This is a genomic window from Aquihabitans sp. McL0605, assembly GCF_049993875.1.
Taxonomy (GTDB): Bacteria; Actinomycetota; Acidimicrobiia; order Acidimicrobiales; family Iamiaceae; genus Aquihabitans.
This window is the reverse complement of sequence record NZ_CP188252.1, coordinates 636831-656851: the sequence shown is the minus strand read 5'-3', so window position 1 is coordinate 656851 and position 20021 is coordinate 636831. Positions and strand designations below refer to the sequence as shown.

At 72.6% G+C, this 20021-nt stretch carries 15 protein-coding genes; 8 read left to right on the top strand and 7 right to left on the bottom strand.

What is annotated here, in order from left to right; all coding sequences use genetic code 11:
* Positions 1-10: 10 nt before the first annotated feature.
* The 5 genes from moeB (at position 11) to ACPPVX_RS02950 (ending at position 4113) form a co-directional block, all read left to right on the top strand.
* Entirely contained in the window at positions 11-1189 is a 1179-nt protein-coding gene (gene moeB, locus ACPPVX_RS02970; RefSeq protein ID WP_426573399.1) for a molybdopterin-synthase adenylyltransferase MoeB, read from the top strand.
* 72 nt (positions 1190-1261) lie between these two features.
* Positions 1262-1888 carry a pyridoxamine 5'-phosphate oxidase family protein gene (locus ACPPVX_RS02965; RefSeq protein ID WP_426573398.1) on the top strand — a complete coding sequence of 209 codons (627 nt, stop codon included), beginning with the start codon at positions 1262-1264 and terminating at the stop codon, positions 1886-1888.
* A gap of 31 nt (positions 1889-1919) precedes the next feature.
* Entirely contained in the window at positions 1920-2948 is a 1029-nt protein-coding gene (locus tag ACPPVX_RS02960) for a glycosyltransferase family 4 protein (RefSeq protein ID WP_426573397.1), read from the top strand.
* Positions 2945-3874 carry a hypothetical protein gene (locus tag ACPPVX_RS02955; protein WP_426573396.1) on the top strand — a complete coding sequence of 310 codons (930 nt, stop codon included), beginning with the start codon at positions 2945-2947 and terminating at the stop codon, positions 3872-3874. Before ACPPVX_RS02960 ends, ACPPVX_RS02955 begins: the two co-directional genes overlap by 4 nt.
* The gene (locus ACPPVX_RS02950) at positions 3871-4113 is read left to right on the top strand and encodes a hypothetical protein (protein WP_426573395.1); all 243 of its coding nucleotides are present in this window, start codon (positions 3871-3873) and stop codon (positions 4111-4113) included. Before ACPPVX_RS02955 ends, ACPPVX_RS02950 begins: the two co-directional genes overlap by 4 nt.
* Positions 4114-4137: 24 nt before the next feature.
* Here the strand turns inward: ACPPVX_RS02950 and ACPPVX_RS02945 are convergent, their stop codons facing one another.
* Positions 4138-6102 carry a DUF4214 domain-containing protein gene (locus ACPPVX_RS02945; RefSeq protein ID WP_426573394.1) on the bottom strand — a complete coding sequence of 655 codons (1965 nt, stop codon included), beginning with the start codon at positions 6100-6102 and terminating at the stop codon, positions 4138-4140.
* Positions 6103-6182: 80 nt separating this feature from the next.
* Between ACPPVX_RS02945 and ACPPVX_RS02940 the strand changes: the two genes are divergently transcribed.
* Positions 6183-7331 carry a glycosyltransferase family 4 protein gene (locus tag ACPPVX_RS02940; protein WP_426573393.1) on the top strand — a complete coding sequence of 383 codons (1149 nt, stop codon included), beginning with the start codon at positions 6183-6185 and terminating at the stop codon, positions 7329-7331.
* Between the two features lie 6 nt (positions 7332-7337).
* On the opposite strand, the gene ACPPVX_RS02935 is transcribed toward ACPPVX_RS02940, so the two are convergent.
* From ACPPVX_RS02935 to ACPPVX_RS02910, 6 genes are all read right to left on the bottom strand, one after another.
* Positions 7338-8654: an ABC transporter ATP-binding protein gene (locus tag ACPPVX_RS02935; RefSeq protein WP_426573392.1), complete on the bottom strand. Its 1317-nt coding sequence runs from the start codon at positions 8652-8654 to the stop codon at positions 7338-7340.
* Positions 8654-9601, bottom strand: a complete 948-nt coding sequence (locus ACPPVX_RS02930) for an ABC transporter permease (protein WP_426573391.1) — start codon at positions 9599-9601, stop codon at positions 8654-8656. Before ACPPVX_RS02930 ends, ACPPVX_RS02935 begins: the two co-directional genes overlap by 1 nt.
* Positions 9602-9613: 12 nt before the next feature.
* Positions 9614-12082, bottom strand: a complete 2469-nt coding sequence (locus ACPPVX_RS02925; protein ID WP_426573390.1) for a glycosyltransferase family 4 protein — start codon at positions 12080-12082, stop codon at positions 9614-9616.
* Positions 12079-13287: a glycosyltransferase family 4 protein gene (locus ACPPVX_RS02920; RefSeq protein ID WP_426573389.1), complete on the bottom strand. Its 1209-nt coding sequence runs from the start codon at positions 13285-13287 to the stop codon at positions 12079-12081. Before ACPPVX_RS02920 ends, ACPPVX_RS02925 begins: the two co-directional genes overlap by 4 nt.
* The gene (locus ACPPVX_RS02915) at positions 13284-14567 is read right to left on the bottom strand and encodes a methyltransferase domain-containing protein (RefSeq protein WP_426573388.1); all 1284 of its coding nucleotides are present in this window, start codon (positions 14565-14567) and stop codon (positions 13284-13286) included. Before ACPPVX_RS02915 ends, ACPPVX_RS02920 begins: the two co-directional genes overlap by 4 nt.
* A 102-nt stretch (positions 14568-14669) precedes the next feature.
* Positions 14670-15029 carry a hypothetical protein gene (locus ACPPVX_RS02910; RefSeq protein WP_426573387.1) on the bottom strand — a complete coding sequence of 120 codons (360 nt, stop codon included), beginning with the start codon at positions 15027-15029 and terminating at the stop codon, positions 14670-14672.
* Positions 15030-15235: 206 nt separating this feature from the next.
* Here ACPPVX_RS02910 and ACPPVX_RS02905 point away from each other — a divergent pair, with 206 nt between their 5' ends.
* Both ACPPVX_RS02905 and ACPPVX_RS02900 read left to right on the top strand, forming a co-directional pair.
* Positions 15236-18472: a glycosyltransferase gene (locus tag ACPPVX_RS02905; RefSeq protein WP_426573386.1), complete on the top strand. Its 3237-nt coding sequence runs from the start codon at positions 15236-15238 to the stop codon at positions 18470-18472.
* On the top strand, positions 18472-20019 hold the full coding sequence (locus ACPPVX_RS02900) for a DUF5719 family protein (protein ID WP_426573385.1): 1548 nt from the start codon (positions 18472-18474) through the stop codon (positions 20017-20019). The genes ACPPVX_RS02905 and ACPPVX_RS02900 overlap by 1 nt, the downstream gene beginning before the upstream one ends.
* Positions 20020-20021 lie beyond the last annotated feature (2 nt).

The window sequence follows — 20021 nt, the reverse complement described above, 5'->3', positions numbered from 1 at the left end:
GGACCACGTCATGTCCACCTTCCGAGATCTCCTCAACGCCACCAAGGCATCCATCCGCGAGGTCACCACCGCCGAGGCCGACGAGCTTCGCCAGGCCGACGGGGCCATCACCCTCGATGTCCGCGAGCCCGACGAGTACGAGCAGGGGGCCATCCCCGAGTCGATGCACATCCCCCGCGGCACGCTCGAGACCAACATCGAGATGCGGGTGCCGAACCACGACACGCCCCTGGTCGTCATCTGCGCCGGCGGCACCCGCTCGGCCTTCGCCGCCCAGACGCTCGAGCAGCTCGGCTACTCCGACGTCGTCAGCGTGATCGGCGGCTTCAACCAGTGGAAGGACGAGGGCCGCGACTGGAAGGTCCCGGCCGCCCTCTCCGCCGACCAGCGCAACCGCTACAAGCGCCACCTGCTGCTCCCCGAGGTCGGCGAGACCGGCCAGCAGAAGCTGCTCGACAGCAAGGTCCTGCTGCTCGGCGCCGGTGGCCTCGGCTCGCCTGCCGCCCTCTACCTGGCCGCAGCCGGCGTCGGCACCCTGGGCATCATCGACATGGACGTGGTCGACGAGTCCAACCTCCAGCGCCAGATCCTCCACAACATGGACCGCATCGGCGACCGCAAGGTCGATTCCGCCAAGAAGACCCTCACCGCGCTCAACCCCGACGTGAACGTCGTCACCTACGACGTGCGCCTCGACGCCAGCAACGTGATGGACATCCTCGCCGGCTACGACGTCGTGGTCGACGGCACCGACAACTTCCCGACCCGCTTCCTCGTGAACGATGCGTCGGTGAAGCTCGGCATCCCGGTGGTCCACGGCTCGATCTTCCGGTTCGAGGGCATGGTCACCGTGTTCGACCCGCAGAACGGTCCCACCTACCGCGACATGGTCCCGGAGCCGCCCCCGGCCGACATGGCGCCCAGCTGCGCCGAGGCCGGCGTGCTCGGCGTGCTGCCCGGCATCGTGGGCAGCATCCAGGCCATCGAGACCATCAAGCTGCTCCTCGACCTGGGCGAGCCGCTGCGCGGCCGCCTGCTGGCCTACGACTCCCTCGAGCAGAGCTTCCGGGAGTACAAGGTCCAGGTCGACCCCACCAACGAGGTCACCTACGCCAACCGCGACCGCATCACGGTGGCCGACCTCGAGGGCGCTTGCGCCCCGCTCCCGCTCCAGCCGCCCCCCGGCTGACCCGAGCTCTTCGACGATCGGCCGGCGCCAAACCACTCGGTCCGGCGCCGGCGGCGTCGGTAGGGTCGAGGCGTGACCAGCGATCCGCACGCCCTGCGCAGCGAGGCCGATCTGGAGGCGATCTACGGCGAGGTGGTGCCGGCCGCCAAGATCAAGGAGCTGCCGGTCATCATCGATGAGATCCGTCAGTTCATCGACGCGTCGCCGTTCCTGATCCTGGCCACAGCCGGGCCCGAGGGCCTCGACTGCTCGCCCCGGGGAGATCCCGCCGGCCAGCTCGTCCGGATCGTCGACGATCGCACCATCCAGATCCCCGACCGGCGCGGCAACAACCGCATCGACAGCCTGCGCAACATCGTCCGCGACCCGCGGGTGGCGCTGCTGTTCCTCATCCCCGGCGTGGGCGAGACCCTCCGGCTGAACGGCACCGCCCGGCTCACCGCCGACCCGGCGCTGTGCGCCAGCTTCGCCATGGGCGACAAGGTCCCGCGGTGCGTGATCGAGATCCGCATCGACACGGTGTTCACGCAGTGCCAGAAGGCCCTCGTGCGGTCGAAGCTGTGGGACCCGGCCACCCAGATCGAGCGCTCCGAGCTGCCCACGGTGGGCGAGATCATGACCGCCATCACCGCCGGCGAGTTCGACGGGGCGGCCTACGACGCGGCCTATCCCGAGCGCCTGAGGCAGACCATCTACTGAACCACCCCGTCCGGGCTGCGAGACTCTGGGCATGGACGTGTTGGTCTGCGCCACCCAGGTGCCCTTCATGCGGGGCGGGCTGGAGATGATGGTGGAGAACCTCGTCGACGCCCTGCGAGACGCCGGCCACCGCGCCGAGGCGGTCCAGGTGCCTGCCGCGTGGGACAAGGACCGCCTGCTCGATGCCGCCACCGCGTGGCGCATGGTCCCGCTCGATGCCGACGTGGTGATCCCGGTGAACTTCCCGGCGTACTACGCCCGCCACCCCCGCAAGGTCCTGTGGCTGGCCCACCAGCACCGGGCCGCCTACGACGCGCTCGGCCAGCCGTGGAGCGACTTCGGGCTCGACGACGCCAGCATCGACATGCACCGGCAGGTCGTCGACTGGGACACCCGGGCGCTGGGGGAGTGCATCTCCCGGTTCACCATCTCCGGTGTGGTCGCCCAGCGCATGCAGACCTACAACGGCCTGAGCGCCACGCCCCTGTACCAGCCGCCGCCGCTCGCCGACCGGCTGAAGCCCCGTCCCGGCGGCGTGGGCAGCCACATCCTCTGCCCCACGCGGCTCGAGGCCAACAAGCGCCCGGGCCTGTTCCTCGACGCCATGGCCTCGATGCGCACACCGGTCGACGGCGTGCTGGCCGGCAAGGGCTCGCTGGCGAAGGAGCTCCAGGAGAGCACCGAGCGCCTGGGCCTGTCCGGCCGGGTCGTGCTGCCCGGCTTCGTGTCCGACGACGCGCTCGTCGAGCTGTTCCGCCAGGCCACCGCGGTGGTCTACGCCCCCTACGACGAGGACTACGGCTTCGTCACGCTCCAGGCGTTCCTCGCGGGCGTGCCCGTGGTGACCACCGACGACAGCGGCGGTGTCCTCGAGTGGGTGGAGCACGAGGTCACCGGGCTGGTCACCGATGGCTCGCCCGACGCCATGGGCGCCGCCCTCGATCGCCTGGTCGCCGATCCGGTGCTGGCCAAGCAGCTCGGGGCCGCGGGCCGCGATCGGGTGAAGGACCTGCGCTGGGAGCAGGTGGTGTCGACGCTGCTGGGCGGGGCCCCCGGGTGACCGCGGTCGATCAGCGTCCGGTGCCCGCGGATGTCGACGCCGGAGCCGGTGCCGACGGCCAGGAGCTGCCGGTCCTGGCCCTGCTGGCCGCGCCGGGGACCACCAGCCGGGCCGTCCCGCTGCTCGGCCTCCTCGGGATCCACGCCCGGGTGGTGTCGTGGCAGCGCCGGGGCGACGTGGCTCCCGATGCGGTGATCGTCACCTCCGTCGACTCGCTGCGCGCCCTCCACGGGTCGCCGCCGATCCCCACCGCCGTGTGGGTCAAGCACCACGAGCACATCGATGAGGCGATCGAGGCGGGGGCCACCCTGCTCCTCACCGCCCGGCCCGAGCTGATGGCTCGCGGCGCGGTGCTGGTGCCGCCCATCGGCATCGAGGTCGACCGCTGGCCGGCCGCCGCGCCGCTGGTGCGCCGGCGCCGTCGGGAGCAGCGCGGGCTGCCGGCCGTCCACGTGGTCAAGCTCGAGCCGGGCATGGACCCCACCGAGGCCGAGATCGCGCTGTCGGTGGCGTCGGCGGCCGTGGTGAGCGGCCCGGCCACGCTGCTCGGTCTGGCCCTGGGCACCCCGCTGGTCACCAGCACCGACACCGCCCGCCGTCTGGGCGTGCGGCCCGGCCGCGACGTCGAGGTGGCGGCCGGGCCCGAGCAGGCGCTCGAGCTGGCCGCCGAGATCGCGGCCGACGACGCCCGCGCCGCGTCGCTGTCGCGCCGGGCCCGGCGCTGTGCCGAGCACCACCTCGACCTCGGCCGGCCGGCCCTCGTCGTGGCCCAGCGGCTCGGCCTGGTGGCCACGCCCGCTGGTCCCATCGCCCGCATCGACGGCCGGCTCGACGAGCTGGCCACCCCGATCGGCTCACCCGTGCGCGCCCGCGTCGACGACGCGTTGGCGGGGTTCCCGGCCGATGGTGGAGGATCATCGGCGTGACCGCACCAGAAGACGCCGGAACCGGCGGCATCAAGGCCCGAGCGAAGCGCCTCGCCGCGCCCGTCGTGGCCAAGGCCCGCCAAGAGGTGGTGCGCGCCACGGGCGACGATCTGCTCACGATGCGCGCCGAGCTGGCCGAGCTCCGAGCCGACCTGGCCCGCCAGCGCGCCGAGCACGCCGCCGAGATCGCCGCCCTCCACGAAGAGCTCGCCGGCCTCAACTCGAACCGCCGCCGCTGACCGGCGGTCGGCCGGCCCGTTCGCCTACTTGAAGCGGGACCGGTACTCGTCGCTGTCGTAGAGGTGGGCGGCCAGCGACGACACGGTGGTGGTCCCGGCGCTCATCTCCGTCTGGAGCGTGGCGTAGATGTTGGGGGTGGCGGCGCGCTTGAGCAGCGATTCGTAGAGCGACACGATCTGGGTGGCGTCGGCGGTGCCGCGCCGGAACTCGGTCGACTCGGAGAAGTTGGTCATGACCGTGCCGCGGGGCATGCCGCCGTTCAGGCGGGCGGTCCAGTAGGAGCGGCCGGAGGCGTCGGGCTGGCGGCCGAGGACATTGGTGTACACCTGGTCGACGAACGCGCTGTTGGTCAGCGTGCCGTAGCGCTTCTTGAACTCCGAGGACAGGGCGAACTGCTGCGAGATCGAGTTCAGCGAGTGGCCCTCGCCGCGCCGGGCCATCCAGTACGTGAACCCGCTGTGGTCGGGCTTGCGCAGGAAGTAGGCGAAGTACAGGCGGGTGACGGCGTGCACCCGGGTGTCGGTCTCGGGCTCCGCCTCCATGTTGGCGATGAACCGGCCTGGGGTCCACGTCGTCCCGGCTCGGGGCGTCCAGTAGCTCAGGTCGGCCGCCTTCGGATCCCGGAACAGCACGTCGCGGTACTGCTGGGTGACGAGCTGCGTGGCGTTCGCGAACGGGGCGAAGTCCGACGCCGGCGGCGGCGTGGTCGTCGTGGTGGTGGGCGCCGCCGTGGTGGTCGTGGTGACGGTCGCCGTGCCCTGCGCGGCCTTGGCGGCGGTGCGCACGGCCGGCAGCTGGCTGTAGAGGTTGGCGCCGGGGCAGGCGGTGTAGCCGACGTCGCGGTGGCCGATGATCCGGTTCAGGGTCAGCACCGTGCCGGCCGGCCACTTGTTGGAGCCGCCGCTGGTGACCGAGACCGTGCCGGTGGGATCGATCCCGTAGAGGCCGAGCTTCCAGCCGATGACCTGGGCGGCGGCGCTCAGCGCGGCGCTGCTGGGCTGGGCCGCGGTGGGCGAGGCGCCCGGCTCGAACTGGCCGAGGAAGGACACGCCGACGCTGCCGGTGTTGAAGCCCTGGGCGTGACCGCCCACGATCGGCTTGGTCACGCCGCCCGAGCGGCCCTCCCAGATGCGGCCGAAGCGATCGACGATGAAGTTGTAGGCCGTGTCGCACCAGCCGTTGGTACCGGTGTGGTAGGCGTAGATCGACGCGAGCAGGGCGGGCACGTCGGTGGCGGCGTACGTGTTGCTGTTGACCGTGTGGTGCACGACGGCGAACTTCACGCCGCCCGAGGCGCTGATCGGGCCGCTGGCGCAGCCGGAGTTGCCGGTGGCCCAGCCCTTCGACGTGTAGGTGGTCCGCGGGATGATCTCCGGCTGCTTGGCGCTGGCCCCGGCGATCGCGGCGGTCACGAGGCTGTGGCCCGACGGGGCCTGGTAGCGCATGGGCTGGACCTGGAGGTCGCTCAGCTCGCCCTTGTTCACCTTGACCTCGACGGTGTCGACGCCGGTCGAGCTGAACCAGGCCATGCCGCCCGCATCGCGGACGCCGTCGTCGGGGCCGTCGTCGGGGTCGGCGGCCAGCTCGGTCCAGTCGGTCCACCCGTCGTCGTCGTGGCCGCGGACCGAGACGCTGCCCTCCGGCGCACCGGTCCAGCTGGCGGCGACCGACTGGGTGCCGTCCTCGACGTCGATCGAGGCGCTCCAGGCCGGCCCGGCGGTCGTGGGGGCGCTGCGCAGGGTGGAGTCGGTGGCCGCCGCGGGGGCGGCCGCGACGCGGCTGGCGGGGGTGGCGGCGGCGGTGCGCTCGGCCTTGGGGCCGCTCAGCGTCACGATCTCGGTGTGCATGGTCCCGGGGGTGGCGCCGGCGGGAGCGAACGGCAGGCCGGTCATGACCACCCACGCGGTGAGCCCGAACGGGATGGAGGCCAGGATCCGTCGCCTGCGGCGCCGGATCCGTTCCGTCGTGTCGGTGCTTGGTCCGGGCACGAACCGTCTCCTGAGGTCTGGGGATGCCACCATGGACACCATCGGCAGCTCGGCCGGTTTCTTCAGGTCAGAGGTGCCTCGTGTCCGCCCAACCCGACTCCACGGCCCCGCTGCGGGTGAGCGTCGACGTCACCTCGCTGCTGCACGAGGCCACCGGGGTCGGGGTGTTCACCGGAGCCCTGGTCGCGGGCCTCGCCGAGCGGTCCGACATCGACCTGTCGGTGTTCGCCGTGAGCTGGCGGGGCCGCGATCGCCTGGCCTCGGCTGCGCCGGCGGGCGCTGCCGTCCGGGCCCGGCCCGTGCCCGCCCGGCTCGCCCGCGCCGCCTGGCGGCGCACCGATCTCCCCACGGCCCGGATGCTCGGCGGCCGGTCCGATGTGGTCCACGGGCCGAACTTCGTGGTCCCACCGGGTGGGGGTGCCACCGAGGTGGTCACGGTCCACGACCTCACCGCCCTGCGCTACCCCGAGATGTGCACTGCCGACGTGCTCGAGTGGCCGGGCCTGCTGCGCCGGGCGCTGCGGCGCGGCGCCTGGGTCCACGCCGTCAGCCGGTTCGTGGCCGACGAGGTGCGCGAGGCGTTCCCCGAGGCTGCTGACCGGGTGGTGGCGGTGCCCAACGGGATCCGGCTGCCGGCGCCGGCCGGTCCCACCACCGACGCGTCCGCGGGTCACCACCTGGCCGGCGGGCTGCGCTACGTGCTGGCGCTGGGCACGGTCGACCCGCGCAAGGACCTCACCACCCTGGTGGCCGCGTTCGACTCGCTCGCCGACGAGGACCCCGACCTGCGCCTGGTGATCGCCGGGTCCGACGGCATGGGCGCCGAGGCCCTGGCGGCGGCCATCGCAGCGTCACCGGCCCGCGACCGGATCGTGCGCCTCGGGCGCATCACCGACGCCGCCCGCCTGGCGCTCCTGCGCGGCGCATCGGTGGTGGCCTACCCGAGCCGGTACGAGGGCTTCGGGCTGGTGCCGCTCGAAGCCATGGCGGTGGGCACGCCGGTCGTGGCCACCGCGGTGGGGGCGGTGCCCGAGGTGGTGGGCGACGCCGCGCTGCTGGTGCCCGAGCACGACGCGCCGGCTCTGGCAGCCGCGCTGGCCCAGGTCCTCTCGGACCAGGCCCTCCGCGAGACCCTGGCCGACGAGGGCCTCGAGCGAGCGGCCGGTCTTCCGTGGTCGGCCACCATCGACGGCCTGGTGGCCCTGTACCGGACCGCGAGCGGCCGGTAGCGGGACCTAGCCCTCGGCGGCGACGGTGGGCGAGGGCTCGCCGGCCGATTCGGCGGTGCCGTCGGCGGGGGTCTCGTGGAAGTAGTGGACCACCTTCGGCTCGAGCGCCACCGTGCCGCGCTGGCGGCCGGGCTGCATGACCTCGAAGCGGTCCTTGAGGTCTCGTCCGTCGTACACGTGACCACCGCTACGGGTGGTGGCCGTGACCGAGATGAGCACGGCCCCGTCGAGCAGCGGCACCCGGGGCATGTCGAAGCACACCGCGCCGACGCCGTCGCAGGCGTGGATGGGCTGCTCCATGGTCTGGGTGTCGTCGCCGAAGATCACGTTGCCGCGCACGTCCTGGAACTCGAAGGCGAAGCAGATGTCTTCGATGCGCTCGGTGGCCACGTAGTCGATGCGCAGGCGGAGCGGCTGGTTGGGCAGCAGGAACCGGGCGTCGGGATCGGGGTACTCGGCCTGGACCTTGGTGATCGACAGCGGCTTGTCGAGCTTGACGGCCGGGACGGTGAGCGAGGGCGGGTCGGCCCACTTGGGCGGCGGGGGCGGCGCGGTGACGTCTTCGTCCTCGGCCAGCAGGGCGATGCCGCGGCGGGCGAGGGTCTCGCGCAGGGTGCGGATGGCCTCGCCGGGCTCGGCCACGTCGACCAGGTGGCCGTGGTCGAGCACCGCGGCCCGGTCGGCCAGCTGGCGCACCAGCTCGGCGGCGTGGGAGACGAGCAGGATGGTGCGGCCGTCGGCCTGGAGGCGCCGGACGCGGTCGATGCACTTGCGCTGGAACGACTCGTCGCCCACCGCCAGCACCTCGTCGACGAGCAGCACCTCGGGCTCCACGTTGATGGCCACCGAGAACCCGAGGCGGGCGTACATGCCCGACGAGTAGTGCTTGACCTGCTGGTCGATGAAGTCGTGGAGCTCGGCGAAGTCGACGATGTCGTCGAAGATCACGTCGATCTGCTTCTTGGAGAAGCCCAGGATCGACCCGTTCAGGTAGATGTTCTCGCGGCCGGTGAGATCGGCGTGGAAGCCGGCGCCCAGCTCGAGCAGGGCGGCGAGGCGGCCTCGGGTGGTGACCCGGCCCGACGAGGGGCGGAGCGTGCCGGCGATGCACTTGAGCATGGTGGACTTGCCCGAGCCGTTGTGGCCGAGGATGGCGAACGTCTCGCCCTGCTTCACCTCGAACGACACGTCGTCGAGCGCCTTGAACACGATGTGGGGGTTGCGACCGGCTCGGATGAGCCGCTCCTTCGCCGACTGGCCCCCCTCTTGGTAGACCTTGAACGACTTGGTGACGTTGACCACCTCGATGGCGGGGTGGGTCATCAGATCGCCTCGGCGAAGTTGTCTTCGAGCCGGCTGAAGAGCGCCAGCGCGCCGAAGAGCAAGACGATGGCGACGACGGCGTCGATGCTCAAGTAGGTGAGGTACCAGCTCATGGGGTGGTTCGGCAGGACCGCCGCCTCCTCCTTGTTGCTGTAGTCCGGGTTGTAGAGGGTCCGCTGGAACGCGATGACCACGGTGATCATCGGGTTCAGGTTGAGGATCCACTCCTTGCCGGCGTAGCGGGTGTTGTTGAGGTGCGTGACGATGGAGCCGTACGGGTAGGCGATGGCCGAGAGCCAGAACCAGGCCAACAGCACCACCTCGAGCAGGTGCTGGGTGTCGCGGAGGTAGACGTTGACGGCGCTGAGCCCGACGGCGAGGGCGGTGCCCAGGAGCATGATGACCACCAGGGCCAGCAGGAACACCGGGATGTACGTCGGGTCGGGCATGCGCCGGAAGACGAGCAGGGCGGCCAGCAGGACGATGCTCTGCAGGAAGAAGTGGACCAGGGCGGTGAACACCGACGCCAGCACCAGCGCTTCTCGGGGGAACCACACCTTGGTGACCAGCTGGGCGTTCTGGACGATGGACGAGGTGCCCGAGCCCAGCCCGGCGCTGAAGAAGTTCCAGGCCAGCAGCCCCGACAGGAAGAAGATGCCGTAGTAGGGCACGTGCACGTCGCTGATGATGTTGAACACCAGGGAGAACACGACCAGGTACATCAGCGGGTTGAGCAGCGACCAGGCGAAGCCCAGGATGCTGTTCTTGTACTTGACCTTCAGCTCTTTGCGGGTCAGGTTGCCGATGAGCTCCCGGTACTGCCACAGGTGCGCCACCCGCTGGAACGGGTTCGGGCGCTTGCTGACCTCCAGGGCCGGCGAGACCTTGACGCGGTCGGGGACGAGCGGTTCGTGGTGCTCGGGCGGAGGATCGATGGAGATGGACACGGCGGTACGAGGCTACTTGCGGGCCTCGGTCGGAACGACTTCACCGACCACGCTCGCCAGTTCGGCACCGAGCCGATCCCAGCTGTAGCGGGCGCTGACCAGGGCACGAGCAGCCTCGGCCCGCCGCTGGGCGCCGGCCGGGTCGGCCAGCACCTCGACCACGGCGGCGGCGAACGCCTGCGGCTCGGCGAAGCGGAGGTGCTCGCCGTCGACCACGTCGATGCCGCGTGCGCCGAAGGGCGTGGAGACGACCGGGATGCCCACCGCGAGGTACTCGAGCAGCTTGAGGTTGGTGCCCGAACCGAGGCGCATCGGGTTGAGGGCCACGTCGGCGGTGGCGAGGAGCCGGTCCTTGGTGCGCGTGGAGACCACCCCGGGGAAGACCAGGTTCTCGGGGATCGATCGGTTGGCGAACGCCTGGCCGTGGCGGCCGACGGAGAGGATCACCAGGTTCGGCAGCTGCGGAGCGATCTCGATGAGCAGCTCGGCGGCGTCGAGGTTCGGCGGGTGCCACGAGCCGAAGAACACCGCCACGTGCTCGGGCTCGGCCCCCATCGATCCGGCGGTCCAGTAACGGCGGCGCCATCGGGTGCTCTGGTCCTGGCGCTCGGCCGGCGAGGCGATCTCGGCGGGCACCGTCGTGCCGTTGGGGATCACGGCCATCCGGTCCGCAGCCTGGCCGGCGCCCTCGGCGAGCGCGACGGCGTCGGTGGACGAGCAGGTGGTGGTGCGGGCCGAGCGCAGCACGGCCCGGTTCTCGACGTCGACCACCTGGGCCAGCAGGTCCCGCCCCAGCTCGGTGTCGGGGAAGATGCCGGCCTTGAGCTGGGCCTCGACGTTGAACGCGTCGTAGATGACCGGGATGTCGGTGCCGAGCTGCTCGAGGGCGGGCAGGAGGTAGGGCTCGGCCAGGATCACCGCGCTCGCCCCGTCGATGGCCTCGGCCACGGCGGCGAGGTAGTCGGGGGTGAGCTCGATGTGGCTGCCCGCGGTGACGTCGGTGACCGGCATGCGGGCCTCGGCGCTGAGCTCCTCGCCGGCGAGGTGCTGGGCGGCCGACCGGGGCACGACCACCTGGGTGAGCCCCGGCGCGAGCGACTGGACCTCGGCCTGGTTCCCGAAGTCGACCAGCGCGACCACCTGCACGGGCCGCCACCGGGCGAGGGCGCCGTAGAGGTGGCGGGCCCGCAGCTGGCCGCCGTGGCCCGGGTTGTTGATGGGGAACGTGGTGAGGACGACGACCCGCCGGCGGCTGGCCGGGACGACGGCCGCGGGTGCGGCGCCATCGGAGCCCTGGGCCGCCCGCTCCTCGGGGGTGAGGCGCGCTTCGCCGAGCACCGCGTCGACCACGCCCTCCCACGTGATCCGGTCGCCTCGCTCCTTGCCGGCCTGACCGAGCTGGTGGGCCAGGCCGTGGTCGGCGACCAGGCGGGCGAGGGCGCTGCCGATCGACGCGGCCGTGGGCTCGGCGACCAGGCCGGTGGTGCCGTCCTTGATGAACTCGGTGGGGCCACCGGAGTCGGTGCAGGTGACCACCGCGGTGCCCTGGGAGAACGCCTCGAGGGTGATGAGCCCGAGGTCTTCGTCGGCCGGGATGAACGGCGCCGCGAGGGCGTTGGCGTACAGCTCGGGCAGCTCGTCGTCGCGGACGAACCCGAGGAACCGGATGCGGGGGTCGTCGGCCGCCTGCACCTCGAGCTGGGCGCGGAGGGCCCCGGTGCCGGCGATGCGCAGCTGGGTGGGGCCGGGCACGTGGGCCATGGCGTCGATGAGCAGGTCGAGGCGCTTGGGCCCGTCGAGGCGGGAGGCGGTGAACAGGTACGACCCGTACTCCTCGTTGCGCGGCGCCTGGGGCAGGTGGCCCGGCAGGTGGACGATGGTGGGCGTGACGCTGCGCGGGAAGTAGCCCTCCCGGACGGCGACCGTGTTGGACTGCGACAGGTACCGCTTCACGGCTCCCGGCGCCATGGCGATGCCGTCGAGCCAGCGCACGGCGGTGCGGGCGAACGGTCCGGGGAACACGAAGTCGGGGTGATCGGGGCCCAGGCGGGCGAGGGCGTTGTGCCACCGCTCGAAGAACTCGGCGAACGAGCCGCGGTGCTGGGACTGCTCCATGAGGTGGAGCATGGCGAACACGTCGGGGGACGGGTTCGGCACCGTGAGCGGCTGATCGTGGTACTGGTACGTGTCGTAGACGCCGCGCAGCGGGTGCATCATCAGCAGCGTCTTGTGCGGGTGGTCCACCATCCACGCCGGGTACTTGCTGACGATGATGCGGTCGAAGTGGTCGAGGTTGAGGTTGGCGTACGTCTCGTAGGCCTCGATCACCCCGGGCAGCGTGCGCTCGTCGACCGGGATCTTGATCATCTCGGCCTCGTGCTGGGTGAGGTCGTTGATCGCGGCCTGGATGCCCGTGGTGGCGCGCTCGGCGCCGCCGCGGGTGAACGGCACGGGGGAGGGGTGGACGACGGCGATCTTCATGCCAGCACCCGCTCGATGCCGGCCCGCAGCTCGTCGGCCGCGGCGTCCCAGGACAGCTCGGCGGCGCGTCGGCGGCCGTTGGCGCCGAGCTCGGCGGCCAGGTCGCGGTCGGTGGTGAGGCGCTCGATGGCCGCGGCGATGGCAGCCGGCGTGGGCTCCACGATCAGGCCGGTGCGCTCGTGGTCGACCAGCTCCGTGAGCCCGCCGCCGTCGGTGCACACGATGACCGGCTTGCCGACGGCCATCGCCTCGATGGCGGTCAGCCCGTAGTCCTCCTGGTAGGCGGGAGCCACGACGCACGGCGCCTCGGCGAACCGGCGCACCAGGTCGTCGTCGGTGACGCGGCCGGCGAACTCCACGTTGGAGCGGTGGTCGGCGGGAACATCCGGGGCGCCCTGGCCGGTGTTGCACCACGTCTCGAGGTCGGTGAGCGCGGCCGGATCGGCGTCGGTGGTGCTGAGGCGGTGGTCGAGCGCACGCGCCCAGGCCACCCGGCCGCCGGTGCCCACCAGCGCCACGTCGAGGTGGGGGAGCAGGTGCGCCGCCGCGACGACCAGCTCGGTGCGCTTGGGGAACTCGTGGCGCCCGACGCTGAGCACGGCGCCGGTGCCGGTGGCCGCCGGCTGGGCCGGATCGTCGTCGGCGTGGTGGCCGACGACGAGGCCGGCGTGGAAGGTGCTGGCGTTGGTGAGCCCGTTGAAGCGCCGCAGCCGTTCGGCCACCGTGTCGGACCCGGCGAGGAACCAGCCGACGTCGTCGAGGCTGCGCTGGTCGAGCTCACGGATGATGCGGCCCGCCTCCCGGTGCACCTCGGGATCGGGCGCGAACCCGGCCCGGACGTACGCCTCCTCGAGGTCGTAGTACACGCGGTGGTGGTGGTAGAAGAGCGCCAGGTGGCGGGGGTGGCGGGTGGCGAACGAAGGGGGCTGGGTGGAGATCACCACGTCGTAGCGGCGGGTGTCGATCCGCTCGAACCCGTCGAGCCCGGCCAGGTACGGGAAGTACTCGGGGGCCGCGTCCCAGACGGCACGGGGGATGTCGAGCCCGGCGACCGCCGCCCGAGGCGGCCGCATGTCGATGGTGAGGCGCTCCACCCGGTGACCGTCGGCCCGAGCGATGGCCTCGAGCTCGATCACGACCGACTCCAGCCCGCCGGCGACGCCGTGCTCGGGCTTGAGGAACGCGATGCGCAGGGCGGCGCTCACGCGGTGGCGGGGGCCTTGCGGGCGACCACGCAGTAGTCGAGCGGGCCCGACAGGGCCCAGTTCACCCGGTCGACCAGCGCCTGCGAGCGGGCCAGCTCGCCGTTCGGGGCCAGGTCGTCGACGGTGAGCGCCGGCAGGTCCTCGATGTTGAGGTAGCGCACCTCGGCCTCGGCGAACCCGCGCTGGGCGACGAGGAACTCGAGGAACTGGGGGTGCAGCGGCTTCAGGTGGGTGGGATCGAGGTAGAACGACGCCGCCCCCACGTTGACGTTGGTGGGGTTGGGCGTCTCGAAGATGAGGATGCCGCCGGGCTGGAGGGCGACCAGCGCCGCGTCGACCAAGCCGATCAGCGTGTCGAGCGAGAGGTGCTCGGCGACGTGGAAGCTGGTGATCGCTCGAGCGGAGCCTTCGGGGATCTCCCGCAGGTGCACCAGGGCGTCGGCCTCGCGGACGTCGAGCCCCATGCCCTGGCAGCGCTCCACGACGACCGCGTTGATGTCGACGCCGTAGGCGGTGACCTCGTCGGTGCGGAGCAGGTCGAGCCACTCGCCGCGCCCGCAGCCGACGTCGATGACGGGTCCGGTGCCGGCGGTGGCCCGGATGTCGGCGAGGTACGGGCTGAGCTTGCCCTGGACCACCTCGCGGGTGCCGCGGAAGTGGTCTTCGAGATCCTCGTAGAGCTGCTCGAAGCCGGTGGACAGCTCCCGGGTGAGCTCGGTGAGCTGGCCGGTGGAGAGGCCCTGGGCGGCCAGGCCCTCCCGGGCGGTGCGGAAGATCAGGTCCTGCTTGGCCGAGAGCGTGGCCAGGTCGGACCGGGCCTCGGCGACGTGGGCGTGCAGGCCGCCGAGCTGGTCGGTCAGCTCACCGATCTGGGCTCGCAGGGCCCGCACGTCGTCGACGAGGTCGTCGATCGTGAGGTCGGTGGTGGCGACGCCGGCCTGGAGGCGGTTGGCGTGCTGCTCTTGGAGGTCGACCGTATGGGCGAGGCCCTCGATGGCGGCGGCGGCGCCGTCGAGCGCCTGCAGCACCGCCTTGTTGAACGGGCCCTGGTTGGACGTGACCGGCCGGACGGCTCCCAACATGGCCTGCTTGACCGGGCGGAGCCGGGCGTGCTCGGGGAGCTCGGCGCCGGCGTGGGCGTAGGGGAGTGCCTCCTCGAGCCGGTCGCGGGTGTAGCGGACGGCTTCGGCGCCGGGAACGGGGGCAGGTTCGGTGGCGCCGCCCTCGACCCGGGCCTTGGCCCGGTGCAAGAAGAGGAGCACCTCGTCGGTGTCGGTCATCGGGGCGAGGCTACCTGGACGCGCACCAGGGACCCGGCGAGGGGTCCCTGGTGGCAAGGGGGATCTGGGTTCCGTCGGCGGGGCCGACGGGGAGATCGGTGATCAGGCGGCGCGGGCCACGAGGTCGCGGGCCTGCTTCACCAGGTCCTTGGCCTGCTCGGGGAGCTTGCCCTCGAGCTGGTTGAGCAGGGCCTCGAGGCGGCCTTCGAGGGCGGTGAGGCGCTCCTCGACGAGCTTCACGCGGTCGGATGCGAGGTCCGAGGCGCTGTCGAGCTGGGCCTTGGCCGTGGCCAGGGAGTCGTTGGCCGAGCCCTTGGCGTCGTCGATCTGGGCGGTGATGGTCTTGGTGAGCTCGACGCGCTGCACCTGCAGCTTCTGGAAGGCGATGACGCCGGCGCCGACGGTGACGTAGAAGGCGTCGCGGGCGGTATCGGTGACGGTGTCGAGGGTGAGTTCGGCCATGGTGGCGCTCCTGGGGGTGTGGGGGAGATCTGAGGGCTGCGAAGGGGTGCGGCACCAGGTTGGCGCCGCTCGCATGCGAACAACACTACGCACTTTGCATAACAGTTGCAAGCACTCGGCCGGCACTGTGCCCCATGTCGCACGGCACCCGCAGGCCGGTCCCATGACCCGGGTGGGTCGGCCGTGGGCGTTAGCCTCGGGCCATCGTGGATGCAGCAACACCGTTGGACGGCACGCCCCCCAACCCGGCGGACGGAGTGCCAGCGGCGGTTCCGCCGGTCGTGGCCGTGGTGGTGGCCCACAACCCTGGCGACTGGTTCGAGGAGACCCTCCAGAGCCTCGCCGACCAGACCTACACCGACCTCTCCGTGCTGGTCGTCGACGCGGCCAGCGACGCCGACCTGGCCGAGCGCATCGGGGCGGTGCTGCCCACCGCCCACGTCCACCGGCTCGACGACAACCCCGGGTTCGGCGCCGCCGCCAACCAGGGTGCCGCCCTCGTCGAGGGCGCCAGCTTCTACGTGCTGTGCCACGACGACATCGCCCTCGAGCCCGACTCGGTGCGCGCCCTCGTCGAGGAGGCCTTCCGGTCCAACGCCGGGATCATCGGCCCCAAGCTCGTCGACTGGAACGACCCGCGGCTCCTCCTCCAGGTCGGCCTGTCGGTCGACAAGACCGGCGCCCTGGCGCCCGTCTCCGAGCGCCTCGAGCTCGACCAGGAGCAGCACGACGCCATCCGCGACGTGTTCGTCGTCCCCGGCGCCTGCACCCTGGTGCGCGCCGACCTGTTCAGCGCGCTCGGTGGGTTCGACGACCAGATCTCCGGGCTCGGCGACGACCTCGACCTCTGTTGGCGCGCCCATCTGGTCGGCGCCCGCGTCCTGATCGCGCCCGTCACCCGGGTCCGTCACCTCGAAGCGCTCGGCGAGCGCGTCGGCGTCGATGACCGGCGCAAGCAGCTGGCCCGGCACCGGCTGCGCTCGTCGCTGGTCAACTACGGCCTCTGGCACCGCATCCGCGTCATCCCCCAGGCCTTCCTGTTCGCGGTGGTCGAGGCGCTGTACGCGCTGCTCGGCGGCCACCCGTCCCAGGCCCGAGACATCGCCGGCGCCTGGCCGTGGAACCTCCGCCGCTTCGGGCAGATCCGTGCCCGGCGCCGGTTCGTGAAGTCGATCCGCACGGTGCCCGACCACGAGGTGCGCGAGCTCCAGGTCGGGGGGAGCGCCCGCCTGAGCGCGTTCCTCCGGGGCCAGATCGGCACCCGCGAGGACCGGGTCACCACCGCCACGCGCTCGTCGCGAGACCTGGCCGGCTCGGTCCGCGACAGCGGCCGCCAGCTCACCAGCGCCTTCGCCATCGTCCTCACCGTCCTGCTCGTGGTGAGCTCGCGCGACCTGATCATCCACGGCATCCCGGCCATCGGCCAGTTCGCCCGCATGCCGAGCTCGCCGTCCACCTTCATCCAGACCTGGTGGAGCGGCTGGCGCCACGCCGGCCTCGGCTCGCCGGGGGCCCAGCCCACCGGCGACGGCCTCCTCGGCGTGCTCGGCTACGTGTTCCTCGGGTCGCTGGGCCTGATGCGCACCGTGCTGATCCTCGGGTGCATCCCGGTCGGCGCGCTCGGCGCCTGGCGCCTGGCCAAGCCCATCGGCTCGCCTCGGGCCAGCGTGGCGAGCTTCGCGGTGTACCTCGCCATCCCGGTGCCGTACAACGCGCTGGCCGAGGGGTCGTGGAGCGGGCTGCTCGTCTACGCCCTGTCGCCGTGGATGCTGCTCGCCCTCGGGCGCGCCAGCGGCGCCGCCCCCTTCGGTCCGGCGGGCGCGGCGCCCGAGGATGCGGCGGCGCGCACCCGCAAGCGCTCGCCCCTGGCCATCGTGCTGGGGCTCGGCCTGGGCCTGGCCGTGGTCGCCACCCTGGTGCCGTTCGTGCTCGTGCTGGTGGTTGCCGTCGCCGCGGCCCTCACGGTCGGCTCGATCCTGTGCTTCCGCATCGTCGGCCTGGGCCGGATGCTCCTGGTCGCGGCCGGCGCCGCGGGCCTCGCCATCGTCCTCAACCTGCCGTGGATGCTCAACCTCGTGACGGGCCCGTCGCCGTGGGAGTCCATCGCCGGGATCAGCAGCTCCAGCACCGCCCCGCTCACGCTGGCCGAGATCCTCCGGTTCGAGACCGGTCCGTGGGGCGCGCCCCCGCTGGGCTGGGCCTTCCTCCTCGCCGGCGCCCTGCCGGTGATCATCGGCCGGTCCTGGCGGCTCGAGTGGGCCGTGCGCGCCTGGATGATCGTGCTCGGCGGGTGGACCGTCCTGTGGCTGAGCCAGCAGGGCCACCTTCCCGGCGGCCTGCCGCCGGCGGAGGTCATCCTCGCCCCGGTCGCCGCCGCCCTGGGCCTGGCCGCGGCGCTCGGCCTGGCGGCGTTCGAGACCGACCTGCGGGCCTACCGGTTCGGCTGGCGCCAGCTGCTGGCCGTGGTGGCGGGCCTGGGCGTGGTGCTCGGCGCCGCGCCGCTGGCGAGCGGCCTGCTCGACGGCCGCTGGCGCACCCCCGCCACCGACTACGGCGCCGGCACGGCCGACCTGCTCGACGACCCCAGCGCCGGCGCGTTCCGCGTCGTGTGGCTGGGCGATCCCGCGGTGCTCCCGGTGCGGGGCTGGCAGTACGACGACCAGCTGGCGTTCGGCACCTCCGACGCCGGCGCGCCCACCATGATCGAGCGCTGGGTGGTGCCGGAGTCGGGCGCCACGCCGCTGGTGGCCGACTCGCTCCACGCCGCTCAGGACCGCCGGACCAGCCGCCTCGGCCGGCTGCTCGGGCCGATGGGCGTGCGCTACATCGTCGTCCAGAGCCAGCTGGCGCCCACCGCCGACGAGAGCGTGCCCACGCCGGGTCTGGTGCCGATGCTCGACGTGCTGGCCCAGCAGCTCGACCTCCAGAAGGTGCCGGTGGCCGACGGCCTCACCGTCTACCGGAACCTGGCGTGGGCCTCGAGCCGCTCGGTGCTGCCTGCCCGCGAAGGCGATCGCACGTCGTACCTCGATGCCGCGGGCGACGACCTGAGCACGGCCAAGGCGGCGCTCAAGGAGCCCGACGGCGTCGACGGGGCCACGGGCGACGTGCCCGCCACCGGTGACCTGCTCATCGCCAGCACCGCCGACCCGGGCTGGCACGTGCGCATCGAGGGGGCGGCCGCCCGCCGCTCCGACACCTACGGCTGGGCCAACCAGTTCAGCGCCATGCGCTCCGGACCGGGAACGCTCGCGTTCGAGACCCCGCTGAGCCACCGTGGGGTCGCGCTCGGGGAGGCGCTGGTCTGGATCCTCGCCCTGTGGGCGTGGCGGCGCTCCCGCCGCCGGGCCCGCGACCGAGCGCAGGCCGTCGAGGTCACCCCGACCCCGTCCGCACCGATCGACGATGCCGACGACGACCTGTTCGTGGAGGTCGAGTCCTGATGGCCCGCCGATCGATCGCCCGTCGCCGTCGCAGCCGCCGCTTCACGCCGCGCCGGTGGCTCCCGTTCGTCGCGCTCTCGGCCCTGGTGGTCGGCGCGGTCATGGTCTCGTCGGAGCAGCCGCCGGCTGGTCCGGCCGCCGGCGATGCCAGCCTCGACGTGGCCCGCCTGCCCGCGGTCACGTCGACCGACGCCATCTCTTCGGCCTGGTACTGCGCGGGCGGCACCGCCACCGGCAAGGGCGGCACCGCCGAGCTGTCGGTGGTCATGGCCAACGACGCCACCCGCGGCGCGGTGGCCGAGGTCACCGTCACCGACGAGGCCGGCAAGCACGTCACGCAGCAAGTCGACGTGCCTGCCAACGGCCGGGCGCGCGTCGTGGCGTCCGACATCCTGAAGGCCGATTGGGTCGGCGTGCTCGTCGAGGTCCGCGGCGGCCGCGTGGCCGTCGACCGAGAGGTGACCGGCCCGCTCGGCTTCGACTCGTCGCCGTGCTCCACCGAGGCGAGCGGCCACTGGTACGTGCCCTCGGGGTCCACGCTCCGCGGGGCCGAGGAGTACCTCTCGCTCTTCAACCCCTTCCCCGACTCCGCCAGCGTCAGCGTGGCCTTCGCCACCGACACCGGACGCCGCACGCCCCGCGCCCTCCGTGCGCTGTCGATCCCCGGCCGCTCGGTCCGGGTGGTCAAGGTCAGCGACGACATCACCAACCGGGCGGCCATCGCCGCCACGGTCACCGCCCGCGCCGGCCGGGTGGTCGTCGACCGGGTGCAGACCTACGACGGCAGCGGCGATCCGCTGGTCGGGTCGGCGGCCGGCTCCACCAGCTCGCCGGCGCCCAAGGGCCTGGTCTCCACGGCAGCGTCGCCGGTGCGCGGCCCGCGCTGGATCTTCGCCGGGGCGCGCGTCTCGCCCGACGTCCGCACCCAGATCGTCGTGTTCAACCCCGGCACCCGTACGGCCGAGGTCGATGTCGACATCAACTACGAGGAGCCCAAGGTGCACACCTCGCTCGAGCCGGCGGAGCTCACGATCCGCCCGGGCGAGCAGGCCATCGTCGACCTCACCGACATCAGCGGCATCGTCCCCGACACCGATCTGTGGATCGACGTGCGGTCGCTCACCGGCGTGCCGGTGGTGGCCGAACGGCTCTCGTTCTTCGGCTCCGAGGCCCGCACCGGCGCCACCGCCACCCTGGGGAGCCCGCTCGCCGCCACCGGCTGGATGGTCACGCAGGGCGGAGCCACCGATGCCCGCTCCACCACCGTGCAGGTGGTCAACCCGGGCACCTCGTCCGCCGAGGTCACCGCGTTCGTGCTCTCGGGCGGGACCCGCACCGAGCTGAAGGCGGCGGCCACCACCGTGCCGGGCGGCGACCGGCGCACCCTCGTGCTCGACGGGGCCGGGTCGTCGGCCACGGTGATCGTGCAGAGCACCAAGCCGGTGGTGGTGGCCTCGTCGATCGCCATCGCGGGCGGGCTGGGCATCTCCGTGCAGCCCGCGTTCCCGTATCCCGAGACCGTGGTGGCCCTTCCCCCCATCAGCTAGCC